Source organism: Nocardia sp. NRRL WC-3656 (assembly GCF_000720265.1).
Classification (GTDB): Bacteria; Actinomycetota; Actinomycetes; order Mycobacteriales; family Mycobacteriaceae; genus Nocardia; species Nocardia nova.
In genome coordinates this window covers 1-11404 of sequence record NZ_JOJF01000055.1, presented here as the reverse complement: position 1 = coordinate 11404, position 11404 = coordinate 1, and the positions used below count along the sequence as shown (strand labels likewise).

11 protein-coding genes are annotated in these 11404 nt (G+C 61.8%); 2 read left to right on the top strand and 9 right to left on the bottom strand.

Translation table 11 applies throughout. From position 1 onward, the window contains the following. Window positions 1-1091 (top strand): hypothetical protein (locus IG65_RS0133180; RefSeq protein ID WP_231509606.1); only part of this gene is annotated, 1091 nt, incomplete at its 5' end. 224 nt (window positions 1092-1315) lie between these two features. On the opposite strand, the gene IG65_RS0133175 is transcribed toward IG65_RS0133180, so the two are convergent. The 3 genes from IG65_RS0133175 to IG65_RS38245 all read right to left on the bottom strand — a co-directional run bounded on the left by IG65_RS0133175 (window position 1316) and on the right by IG65_RS38245 (window position 3416). Continuing rightward, on the bottom strand, window positions 1316-2164 hold the full coding sequence (locus IG65_RS0133175) for an SDR family oxidoreductase (protein ID WP_036526465.1): 849 nt from the start codon (window positions 2162-2164) through the stop codon (window positions 1316-1318). A gap of 468 nt (window positions 2165-2632) precedes the next feature. Beyond that, window positions 2633-3121 (bottom strand): hypothetical protein, encoded by a 489-nt coding sequence (locus IG65_RS0133170; RefSeq protein WP_030518891.1) that lies wholly within the window; start codon window positions 3119-3121, stop codon window positions 2633-2635. Between the two features lie 4 nt (window positions 3122-3125). Continuing rightward, window positions 3126-3416: a hypothetical protein gene (locus IG65_RS38245; RefSeq protein ID WP_156055913.1), complete on the bottom strand. Its 291-nt coding sequence runs from the start codon at window positions 3414-3416 to the stop codon at window positions 3126-3128. Between the two features lie 548 nt (window positions 3417-3964). On the opposite strand from IG65_RS38245, the gene IG65_RS0133160 reads away from it, so the two are divergent. Next, window positions 3965-4957 (top strand): GlxA family transcriptional regulator, encoded by a 993-nt coding sequence (locus tag IG65_RS0133160; protein ID WP_030518889.1) that lies wholly within the window; start codon window positions 3965-3967, stop codon window positions 4955-4957. A gap of 31 nt (window positions 4958-4988) precedes the next feature. On the opposite strand, the gene IG65_RS0133155 is transcribed toward IG65_RS0133160, so the two are convergent. The 6 genes from IG65_RS0133155 to IG65_RS0133135 form a co-directional block, all read right to left on the bottom strand. Further along, complete coding sequence (locus IG65_RS0133155; protein WP_030518888.1) at window positions 4989-5567, bottom strand: TIGR00730 family Rossman fold protein; 579 nt, start codon at window positions 5565-5567, stop codon at window positions 4989-4991. A 31-nt stretch (window positions 5568-5598) separates the two neighbouring features. Next, window positions 5599-6204, bottom strand: coding sequence for an isopentenyl-diphosphate Delta-isomerase (gene idi / locus IG65_RS37410; protein WP_231509605.1), 606 nt, complete (start codon window positions 6202-6204; stop codon window positions 5599-5601). Continuing rightward, window positions 6201-6944 carry an isopentenyl transferase family protein gene (locus IG65_RS0133150; RefSeq protein ID WP_030518887.1) on the bottom strand — a complete coding sequence of 248 codons (744 nt, stop codon included), beginning with the start codon at window positions 6942-6944 and terminating at the stop codon, window positions 6201-6203. Before IG65_RS0133150 ends, idi begins: the two co-directional genes overlap by 4 nt. A 659-nt stretch (window positions 6945-7603) precedes the next feature. Beyond that, a complete protein-coding gene (locus IG65_RS38755; protein ID WP_197040012.1) occupies window positions 7604-8140 on the bottom strand; it encodes a DUF5360 family protein in 537 nt (178 codons plus the stop codon). Between the two features lie 661 nt (window positions 8141-8801). Next, on the bottom strand, window positions 8802-11060 hold the full coding sequence (locus IG65_RS0133140; protein WP_231509604.1) for a tyrosine-type recombinase/integrase: 2259 nt from the start codon (window positions 11058-11060) through the stop codon (window positions 8802-8804). A 53-nt stretch (window positions 11061-11113) separates the two neighbouring features. Further along, complete coding sequence (locus IG65_RS0133135) at window positions 11114-11302, bottom strand: hypothetical protein (protein WP_030518884.1); 189 nt, start codon at window positions 11300-11302, stop codon at window positions 11114-11116. Window positions 11303-11404 lie beyond the last annotated feature (102 nt).

Genomic DNA, 11404 nt, shown 5'->3' with positions numbered 1-11404 from the left:
CTGGCGCAATCAGCACGCTGGACCCGTACGCGACTTCGCCGTCGGCTCCAAGATCCGGCACCTCAATTACCTACCGAAGGTTGCCTGACACGGCACTAGTAGTGCTCGGTAGATGGTTCCGCAAGTTGGTCGCCGAGCGACTTGTCGACGATGTCGGCCTCGGTGCTGTCAGTGCGGCGGAAAAGCCGATCCGGCAGACTGCGGCGGCTCTGACAGAGTACGCAAGCAAGACGGCGCGCGAAGCAGACCTGGAAGGCGGGCGTCAGATCGAGCAGGCCGTCCTTGGATGGTCGCCGCAAGGCGCGCCTGAGCCGCTCGATTTGTCGCCGAAGTCATCGGCGGAATTTTCGGCGCGCGGCGGCGCTTCGTCTCCGGTTATGTCGGTGGAAGAGTTTACGGCGCGTCTCGCCGCCGCCCAGCGTTGGGGCCAGCCGGAAGTCCGTACACCGCATGACATGAGAGGCACCCAAGGCCTGATCGAACTCCTTGTGTATCCAAACGGTTTTGAGGTGGTGCGGAAGTCTCGATTGTTGCCGAAGCGGGAATCCGCTGAGATATTGTCTTCCGCGGTCGGTCATGCCATCGGTGCGCCGGTTCCACCGGTGATTTCCGAAACACGGGGTTCGGTGCTCATGCCGCGTTTACCTGGCCACGTTCCGTCCGGTGGGTATGAAGACCAATTGGCTGCCATGAGGGCGGTGCAGGACACTCTCGGCGGGCGCAAACTCGGTAGGCTGGATCTCCTTATTCGAAACTGGGATCGTCCGCGCAATTGGCTACGCGACGGCGAGAACGTCTACGGTATTGATCACGCGGGCACTTTCGAGGGGGATATCGACCCCAACTCGAACCTCTTTACCCGCCACTATGTGGAACTCCTGCCTCGAGGCTCGGACCGGCTGTACGAGTGGAAGCCGAACGAGCTGAGCATGGCAGAGCTGGACCGCGATCAGGAAGGGATCCGTAGGTTGCGGCCACTGTTCGAGGAGCATAATGCGAGGGACTGGGTCATGGAAGATGAAGTGTTGGCATGGCACGACGATGTCCTGTCGCGGATGCAGATATTGCGCGAACACGCGAGGAGCGCATAACACGGGCCCCAGCGAGAGGGTTGATGGATGTCATCAGGTTCCTGCGCTGCGAACGTTACGCCGGCGCTCAGCAATCGCTTCACGGCACCTCGGTGCCCGATCGACGAGAACCGGCCGTGAGGCGCAGAATCACCACGACATCCGGATTATCGAGAATGACGCGAAGTGACGGCGAATCAGCGCGTGCCGATATCGCGGAAGGCTGAGCGTTTCGCTTTGGATGATCACTCTCTCGGCTGCGAGTGTGCTCGAAAGTAGTCGCTGAGATGGTCCTCGCCCCAAGGCCGCGCAACCATGTCGGCGGTCATAGCGGCGAGAAAAAACTGCAATGGACCGTAGATGCGCTGGGGGGTTGCGATCTCAGCTACATGCCGCAATGCACGCGCCACTCCGAGGGGCACGCCGGTGATTCGCGGGTCGCGTCCTACCGCGGCGAAAGCCGATTCGGCGATTTGCCTGTGCGTCAGCACTTCAGGGCCGCCGACCTCGATGTCATGCTCCCCGGCAACTACAGCGGCGACGCACGCGTGCGCGAGGTCGGCACCGGAGATCGGATTCATTCGCTTGGTCCCGTCTCCGATCAGGTAGACGCGTCCCTTCTGTGCCATCGCGAGGAACTCACTCATGTCCGAGAAGTAGCCAGTCGGACGGATTACGGTTGTCTGCAGCGACGAAGCGTCCAATTGGTCGACGAACCGTTCTTTAGCGGCTGCCAGCGCGACCGTCGCGCGTAGTTCACGTCCGTGCAAGACCGACACGTAGGCGAATCGGGTTACTCCGGACCGTTCGGCCTCTCGAAGCAGAGAAAGATTCCCGCGGTAGTCGACGTCGTCGTAGTTCACACCATCACGCTGGCGGGTGATCCCGATGGTGGAGAAGACCGTATCCATTCCGAAGGCAATCCCGGAGAGTGTATCCGCCTCGGTGACGCGGCCGACAACTATTTCATCGGCGTCCGGCAGCATCTCTGCTTGCTCGGACCGACGAACGAGTGCTCTCACCCAATAGCCGTGCTGGTTCAGGTAGGCCACGAGATGTCGGCCGAGATAACCGGTGGCTCCCGCGACGAGCACTCGATTGACTGAAGAGCGCCTCCTCGAACCAGTAGAATCGGGGATATGTGCCATGTCGGATGTCCTTCGGTAGCAGGCTGATATCGGCGGGCGTCCACACAATCCAAGGATCAGAAGCCGCAGCAGGGAACAGATTGATTTGAGCGCCTGGGCGCGGTGTAGACCTGATCCAATATTCGTAGGTCGATCGCTGTGAAACGTCGTCGTCGATGCTTTCGGTAGCGCCCAAGGCGGTATCCGGCGGGCACACCGAAGCGAACGCCCGCGTGATGGTTGCTGACAACTCTGGCCGAGCACAGCCTGCGCGACCCTGTCGATGTCGTGCGCGGCGTTGAAGCCTGTGCGAAGGTTTCTGTCGCACAAGTTCCACGGATGTGCTGGAGCGCCGGCGGATGCGCGCGACGAGGTCAGGCTGCGATGCAAAGAATTCTGGTTGAAATATCATGTAGCTGACCGTCCATTGAAATTTCAACTTGCGTCCTGCGATCGCCGAGTGGTACGGGTCCCGGCCTGGGCATTGGCTACGATCGTCAGGATGTGTTGTGATCCTGGTTCGCCGCTGATGTAGGAATAGGTTTCAGTGTTCCAGCCGTAGGGGATCAGGTGCACGCGTTCGCCGTAACCTCTCAGCTGTTCGACGAGTTCGTCCAAGACATCCAATGCGTCGGCCAGTTGTACCAGGACGTCGAAGCTGTGACGTGCAGGACCAGCGCCGGAGGACGTGAGTCCTTCGATGACAATCTGTATGGCACTCGGATGGGTGCATAGCTCGCGGATTGCGTGAACCGCCGCTGCTATGGTCGTCTTGTCGCCTGGTTGCATGCTGATGGTCACTGCTAGGCAATCGAAGAACGTGGTCGTGGTGCCGATCGCGTCTGGCGTGAGACTGACCGCGCAAGGGTTCTGCGTGGTGATTGTGTATTCGAACAGGCGGCAGTGCCTGCTATGCAGATACATTGTGCTACCGCTCGGCGTGACTTGGTGATGTTGGTGCCTTGCGTTCGGTATGTGTGCCGCCACTGGACCAGATCGCGATGCTGGACTGTTCAACGCAAATAGTATGTCCTACTCCGTTTTCGTCCCAGCTTTCCGGTTCGGGGCGCGAGAGTTTGGCTGCGGGAAGGATGAAGCGGTCCAGATCGCCTCGTTCGTAGACGAGCGACCCGCCCTCTGCCACGGCGGGCCGACTGACTCGCATCCCTTTCGTTTCGGATGTGACACCACCGACGAGGCGGCTGAGATCCAGGCGCATCCTCCAAGCGTCAGGGTGGTGACCTGAGGCTTGAGTCGGGGCGGCGAAACCGTAGCGTCGCTCGCAGAACAACGGTGAGGCGGCTATGCAAGCGGTTCGGGCGAGAGTCATTACACGTGCTCCAGAAACGATTGGGCGACGCTCCCGGCGGGCAAATGTTTGCGCGTCTGATTGTTGCGGGCGGCGGCTCGCGCAAGTGCGCGTGACTACGTAGACACTATCGTTGCCGAACTGGCACCCCCACTGTCATTCCGGACACTTCTGATACTGATTGCGACACGGATGGGGTGATTGTCCCGTTTAGGGCGTGGCCAGTGGCTGAGCATCTCCGCCAACCGAGAGCGCCCTCAGGTGGCGTCCGCGAACACATCGAGATTTGAGCGACGTCTGAATCCGACATTTCGGTCCACGTCGCTACGCGTAGTCCGTCTCTCATTGGCGGCGAAACAATTCACCAGCTGCGGCGACGTGTTCAGCGAGGGGTCGTTGGCGAAAATTCGAAACCGCTTCAGTGTGTCGCATGTAGTTCTTCTGATATCATTTGCGCCATGAACGTAGCGGTGTTCGTCATGGATCGGACCGCAGAGTTTGGACTCGCGGCGGTTTTGGAAGCATTCGGCATGGCGAACGCGCTACGAAAAGAGTTCGACCCTCCCCCTGAGGAGTGGAGCCTGCAGGTCGCCTCGTTGACCAACACTGCACGCACGGGGCGCGGTCATCTTGTTCCGGCGGTTCCGCTGTCGGAACTTCCGTCGGCTCTGGATTTGATGATCGTGCCGGCGGTCAACGCACTCGATGCTGACGACCTGGTGGCCACCGTTTCCTCCTCTGTGAACTCCCCTGTTTTGCAGTGTATTTCGGAAGCTGCCGAAAGCGGTGTTCACCTCGCTGCGGCATGTACGGGCACCTTCTTCCTCGCCGAATCCGGTGCCTTGGACGGTAGTCGCGCGACGACAAGTTGGTGGCTAGGACCGACTTTTCGTCGCCGATATCCGAATGTAGATGTCCAAGAGGGACACATCCTGTGCCGCGACCACCGTGTGACCACCGCTGGCGCCGTACTATCCCATTTAGACCTAGCATTGTCGCTGATCGCCAGCCGAAGCCCGGCATTGGCTGAACTTACCGCCCGCTATCTTCTGCTTGGCAAACGCCAAACTCAGATTGAGTTCGCGCTACCCGAGGTGATCGCGCGTGGAGACTCTCTGGTCGCCGCTTTCGAGCGTTGGGTTCGTGACCATCTCTCTGAGCAGTTCCGACTCGTTGACGCCGCCAGCTCGCTGGGAGTCACCGTGCGCAGCCTCCAGCGCGCGACGCAGGCCGAGATAGGCATGTCGCCGAGGGATTTCGTCGATGAGATCAGGCTGGAGCGCGCTACGCGACTTCTCCGATCAACCCATCTCACAGTCGAAGCCGTCGCCTCCAAAGTCGGCTATTTGAACGCGAGCACATTACGGACGCTCTTTCGCCGGCGACGTAACCGGACTATCGCCGAGATCCGTTCCTCTCCGATGTCTTGGGAGCCGTCCGTAACCGTCTGAAGGATTACCGGCCGGTGCGGCTCAGCTGTGGTCATTCCCGGAGTCGATCCACTTCGCCATCGGTGACGGGGTGCCAGGCACGCATCCGTGCGAGCAGCGCCACTGGCTCGGTGTCGGTGAGCAGCAGGTTGCGGTGCTCGCGGCGCAGGAACTGCTCGTCGACGGCGTGGTCGAGGAAAGCGAGTAGCTGATCATAGAAGCCGTGGACGTTCAGCAAGCCAATAGGCTTGTGATGGAGCCCGAGCTGAGTCCAGGTGGCGATCTCCGCAGCCTCCTCGAGAGTGCCCAATCCGCCGGGTAGCGCGATGAACCCATCGGCGAGCTCAGCCATGAGCGCTTTGCGCTCGTGCATGCTCTCGACCAGGTGGAGTTCACTGAGGTCGTCTGCAGCGATCTCGACTTCAGCGAGGCGTTTTGGGATCACACCGACCACCTTCGCGCCCGCGTTGAGGGCCGCGCGGGCCAGTGCGCCCATGGTGCCGACCTTCGCTCCGCCATACACGACCGTGACACCCTCGGCCGCCAAGCAGCGGCCGAGAGCCTCGGCCTGATTAAGGTAAACAGTGTCTTTGCCCGAGCTCGAGCCGCAGAACACGCATATTGCCTTCACGGAGCAACACCTTCTTACCGTCGTTGCATCTTCAGCGGATCGCTGCGTGGGGCAGCTGGTTTGGGTCCCCCGTGGGCCATGCCGCTGGGGTTGGCCCCAGTAGTGACAGTTGTTCGACTTGGCATTTGCACCATGGGGAGACCGCGAGGGTGCCATCGAGTACGTGTGCGGCGAAGTCGGTCCAGGGCATCCATGCAGCCTCGGATACCTCGTCGGGGTTCAGATGTGGGGTGATGGTGGAGGTATGGACTGTATACACAGGGCAGAGCTCGTTTTCGACGATGCCGTTGGTCATTTCGGCGCGGTAGGAGAATGACGGCAGGACGAGGGTTGTGTCGTATGCCGTGATCCCGAGTTCTTCTCGGATTCGGCGTTGGACTGCCTCGGTGAGGGACTCTGTGGGTTGGGGGTGGCCGCAACAGCTGTTGGTCAGCACGCCCGGCCAGGTCTTCTTGCTGTGCGCGCGTCGCGTAACCAGCAGGTGTGCGCGATCGTCGAAGACGTAGGAAGAAAAGGCGAGGTGAAGCGGGGTGGACCGGTGATGGACGCGGTTCTTCGGCCGATAGCCGATCGCTTCCCCATTCTCTCCGCAGAGGACGATCATCTGTGACGATGCGGGATGTGGATGAACAGTCACAACTGCGCCCCCAATTCCCTTTGACACGCCTGATGCAGGCGAAGCCGTGTGCGAGTCAGCATGGCGAGGAATGCTTGATGTTGAAGTCTGCCGTAGGTGGCGTGCTCGCGGGCGATGGCGGCCGCGAGTTCCTCGTGTTGAGGCAGGCTTGGCGTGAATTCGTATAGTGATTCAAGCGGGATTTCATGGTTGCGAGACCAGCGGATCACGCTGCCGAACCCGACGATAGAGGCGATGAATTCTCGCTGGGACGTATGCCGCCACGCGGTGGTCAGTTCTTGCAGTAGTCCAGACCGTCCCTCTGGAGGGGCAAGCATCTGGCGCGCTCGCAGCTGCAGTCGGCGCAGGTGGGCGCGTGGGTCTGTGACCCGCAAGAGTTCGGCACTCACCTCGTACGGCAGGTCGCCGCTATTAGCGAAGAAGGCGCCGAGCAGGGAGATCGAACCGCCTTCCACGACGACGCATCGGTTCTCTCGTGACAATGCATGCAACATGCGGCGCAGGGCCGTGTGGGCGGCGTCGGGAGAGTAATCGCCGTCATCAACGGTTCGCTCGTCCAAGAATTGCCGCCGCAGATCCCTGACTTCCTCGTCGGTGTCACGTGCGCTCGTCGTCGCCAGGTCGACGTAGCACTGGATGCGGTCTGCGACGACGATCGGCGCGTCCAGCCGACGTGCCTCGGTGATCGCGCGCGCACTTTTACCGATGCCGGTGGGTCCGATTATTGTGTGGATATGCATGGGCGCCCTGTGTGTGCGTGGATACGACTACATGCCCTGCTGTGGTGCCGTTAGCGGAACGACAAGAGGTCAACATTCAATCAGCGCGGCCAAGTGGACCCGGCACCGGTTCAGGGACGACTGACTGTAATAACGTCGAATGATCTGGCGCATCACGCGAATTCCCACTTCTGAGAAGTTCGCCTTTGAAGGCGCCTGAATATCCGGGTCAACACGATTGACCAGAACACCGAGCGCCAGCTCGGCAGGATGGCTCTCGAACGTATCTTCGTCGATAAGACCTCCGGCATGGACACCGCTGCGGTCGCGCCGGATCGTCCACTTGTGCCGCAGATAAACATCGACATCGCCCGGTTGCTATCGGAAAGTATCCGTCGCTCTGTCACCCGGCACAGCCGGACGAGTCCAAGCCGATCAGGCGTTCGCGGACCGCTGGGCTCACACGGCGTCGCGTTCGAGGTCGCCACTGCATACCTGGTTGCGAGACTCGTCCAGCAGCGCCTGGCCATCGCCATACTGGCCTCAGCCTACGTCCCCAGCTCACAGGAGTCACCACCATCAACGTCGCAGATCCGCCTACCCGCGTCGGACACGTCGCCTGGAGTCGCACCGGTAATGCGCCCGCAGCGGGCATTTCTCAAACCATCGGCGCGCCAACGTCATCGGAATTTCGTCGCAATTAACGAAATTCCGCTACAGACGCAATTTCCCATTGCACCGGTCTCCCACCTCAAGTGCGAGGACGCACCTTCTACTGCATGGTTGTCGGCCGTCATCCCAACGTGCCGCTCGCGCCCGCGCTGTCCACACCACTTCGGAGCAAGCCGAGAGTTGCGGCGCGTCCGGCCGGTATGCGGCGACCGCAAGAGCGAGACCAGAGCGAAAGCCGGAAACGCGAAGAGCCACAGGTTAGGAATCCACCACCGAGGGTCGTAGTCGCCACTCACCAGGTAGAAGTTCAACGCCATCAACCCAGCAGCCGAGGTCAGCGACAGCGACACAGTGATCACCGGCAGAGCAGCGGCCGCATCCCGACGGCCGATCACCAGGCCCGACAGGCCAAACGCGATGGCGGTGAGGTCCAGGCCGAGGAACGACCAGTTCCATTGCCGAATAACAAGATCCGGGCCGACGCTGACAGCGCCGAACACAGTGGCGATCCAGTAGGTCAGAAAACAAAGATCGGTGATCAGCATCGCACCTTTGATACAACAGAGCGTACTGGACGATTCGATAGTGCCCTGCCGGCAACCAGCGAGCATCTGCAGCTCCTCCGAAAGATGGAACATGTTTGCGGCCCAACCGCCCGCCGCCTCGATGGCAATCTACGCGGGCGCGTCGAGATCTGCTATGGCACAGGCAATCCCCAACCTTATGCGCGTAGTCCCGGTGCTCCAACCCTCGGAGTCGCACCTACTGATCCGGCATGGCCGGCTTCCCGCAGCCGAATCCGAAGAGCGCCCGACACCCATGGTCGCCTCAGAAACCATCGCCGCGACGCTGGATGCGACGGCGCCGCGTGCAGGGGCTTCGTGCACGCATTCCGGGGCGGCCAGGCCCCACCCCACAAGACGAACCATCCGCGCCATCAGCGATCCAACGTCGGTGAACACCCGAACAATCCGCTTCCCGACGGCCGTCCGTTGCGCGTGGTCCACGCGAATTGCCAGTGCCGGCGAAGGGCAGACAGAGAGATGTGGGGACTGTCGGATTGCCGGTTCTGGCTCACTTCCGGTGGTGGTCCATCTACGCGAGCAGGATCCGGTGTCGGAGTAGCTCAAAGCTGGCGCGCCCGTACATTTGTCGTTTGATCAGTTTGGATTTTCTGTGGAATCTGAAATGTCTAGCGAGCGCTGGTCAGCCGTGGGTGACGGCAACGATCGGCAGCTGTGTGGTCGTCAGCAGCGAGTCGGCCTCGCGTGGTGTCGACCCGGCGGGTGTCGGGACGTCGGCGAGGCGCTGCAGCAGTCGGTCGAGGGCAGCTTGGCCGTCTTCGACCGCGGCTTGTTCGTCGTCGGTGAGCGGGATGCTGACGAGCATCCGCTGAAGATTCGTTTTCGCTTGCAGCAGTTGACTTTTGCTCGATTCCTTGGGTGTGTAGAAGTCACAGCGGGCGCAGGCCATTCGATGGGCGCATTGTTCGAAGAAGGTGTAGGTGCAGTATCCGTGGCCGAGGTCGTAGTGCTGCCAGGGTTCGCCGGCTGCCGCTGCGCCGCTGGTGACGGCGTCGCGGTCGACGAGGACTTCGATGGTGCGGACGTTGCGGGCGAAGTAGCCGGCGTCGTCGTAGGCCTTGGCCAGGGTGTTCGGAGTGATTTTGGCGTAGAACTGCGTCGATTGCGGCGAACGGTGCCCGAGCCAGGCTTGCAGCTCGAACAGGGTCATGGGCTCTTTGGCGTTGTAGAGCTGGCTCGCGATGGTCGATCGGGCCCGGTGGCTGGTGATGGCGCCGCGGACGTCGGTGTCGGGGACGCCGGCTTTGCGGCAGAGCATTGGAATGACGGTTTGGTTGATGTAGACCGTAGAAACCCGCCGGGCGCGGTTGGCGAACAACATGTCGACCTGCTCACCGGTGCGCCGGTCGAGCAACCGCGGCTGGGTCGGGCGGATGGCCTGCCATGCCTCGATGGCCTGGCCCAGGATCGGGTCAACCGGCTTGGTGAACGCGGTGCCCGTCTTGTTCGTTGGGATGTCGAGCAGACAGACCGCTTCCCGTGCAAGGACCTCGTCGGAGTCGGCGGTGATCGTGGTGCTGTCGTGCTGCCATCGGATGCAACCGGTGCGCAGCCGGACGATTTCGTTGCTGCGCAGTCCCGCGAACAGCCAGGTGATCGTGGCAGCACGGACCAATTCCAGCGGATAGAACCGTCCGGACGAGGTCACCGGCAGGTCATCGCCGTGCAGGTTCAGTCCGGCCCACAACAGTTTCGCCCAGATGTCGTCGGCGATGACCCGCGGGTTCGGCCCCAGCAGGGCCGCGATGCTGCGTGGGGTTCCCAGTGCCCGTAGTGGGTCGAAGCGACGCGGTATCCATTCCCATTCCTGGCAGTCGTTGAAGAACCGTCGAATCGCCGCAAGCTGGCCCCCCTTGCTGGGTGCTTCGAGCGGCTTGCCGATCCGGTCACCGAGTCCGGCCGTGCGCTGGACGTAGTCGCCGACCTTCATCTGGTCCAGTGCGGCAACCCAGGCCGCGCAGGTCTGGCGGGTCCAGTCTGCGGGATCGGCGGCTTCGGGGTGCTCGGCCGCGAGCCAGCGGCCGACCTTCAGCAGGTTGGATCGGGTCTGGCGGCGAGTGGGCGGGGTCAACGTCGAGGTGGCGTGCCAGCGATCGACCCATTGCTCCCAAACGGGTGCTCCGCCTGTTGCTTTCGGAGACTGCCCACCGATGCGGTGATGTGGTGGGTCGCAGAAGCCCAGTGCCGCCACTGCGCGTTGCAGGGCATACAGGGTGTTCAGGCGAGCACCTTGGAGCAGTCGGTTGTTGCGGAACTGGTCGAACAGGTCGGTGTTCAGGTCTTCCAGGTGTGGGCTGCGGTTGAACAGCAACAGCTGGCAGGTCACCATCGGCAACAGCGAATCATCGTCACGACCGAGTTGGTATCCCCACTGCGACAACACCTTTCGCAATCGACCTATCTCGCTGTTCACACGCTCCTTGCCGAAGATCCTCCACGACAATGTCAGTCGCTGGAAACTGCCCAGGCGATGGAATTCGGTGAACGAACCCAGTAGATAAGCGTGCGCCGCCAAATAGGGACGCACTTCGTCGCCGGCCCACTCGGGCGCATGGCGGCGGAATTCGGTCTGGGTACGGCCCAAGACATGAATCCATTCGTCGGTGGTCCAGCCCCAGAACGATTGCCGGGTCTCGGCGCAGCGGACCAGTAGGACCGCGGCGGTGTCGAGCGTGGCGCGGCGGCGATGAGGAGTCGGCGGCGAATCCAGGCCGGCGTTGACCGTCTCGATCGGCCGCAGCAGCCGCCGGATCGTCTGCCAGCCGGGCGCGGTCGGGTCGTGATATTGCAGCCGCCGCAAGTTCCGGATGCCGAGCTCGGTGACCGCTCGTGCCTCCCGTGGCCGGAGCTCGATCGAGGTGTCGAAGTGATGGCCAGCCAATGGCGATGTCCACCGATCCCCCTGGACAGCAGTGGATTTCAACGTCGGCAGAGTCATCGGTCAGCTCCGGCCGCCGGAGTATCTATGCCGGCGAGCATCGCGACGCGCCAGGCGTGGATGTGATCCATGCCCCTGTTGAGCTTGTCGGCCAGGTCCCGGCTGGACAGGTGGATATATCGAAGTGTGGAGTCGGTGTGCCGGTGACCGGCGAATGTGGCGATGGCGTGGATTTCCCAGCCCATTCTGGCTAGGTTCTGTGTCGAAGTGAGTTGAGGGTGGCACCGCGTAGCGGTGCCACCCTCAACTCGTCTCGGAACATGCTGTCCGCGTTGGCATATGGGCGA

Excerpts from the sequence above, each read along its gene's own strand:
- IG65_RS38755 (WP_197040012.1), bottom strand. The coding sequence starts at position 8,140 with ATGCTGATCACCGATCTTTGTTTTCTGACCTACTGGATCGCCACTGTG.
- IG65_RS0133150 (WP_030518887.1), bottom strand. The coding sequence starts at position 6,944 with ATGCATATCCACACAATAATCGGACCCACCGGCATCGGTAAAAGTGCG.
- IG65_RS38245 (WP_156055913.1), bottom strand. The coding sequence starts at position 3,416 with ATGCGCCTGGATCTCAGCCGCCTCGTCGGTGGTGTCACATCCGAAACG.
- IG65_RS0133170 (WP_030518891.1), bottom strand. The coding sequence starts at position 3,121 with ATGTATCTGCATAGCAGGCACTGCCGCCTGTTCGAATACACAATCACC.
- IG65_RS0133160 (WP_030518889.1), top strand. The coding sequence starts at position 3,965 with ATGAACGTAGCGGTGTTCGTCATGGATCGGACCGCAGAGTTTGGACTC.
- IG65_RS0133135 (WP_030518884.1), bottom strand. The coding sequence starts at position 11,302 with ATGGGCTGGGAAATCCACGCCATCGCCACATTCGCCGGTCACCGGCAC.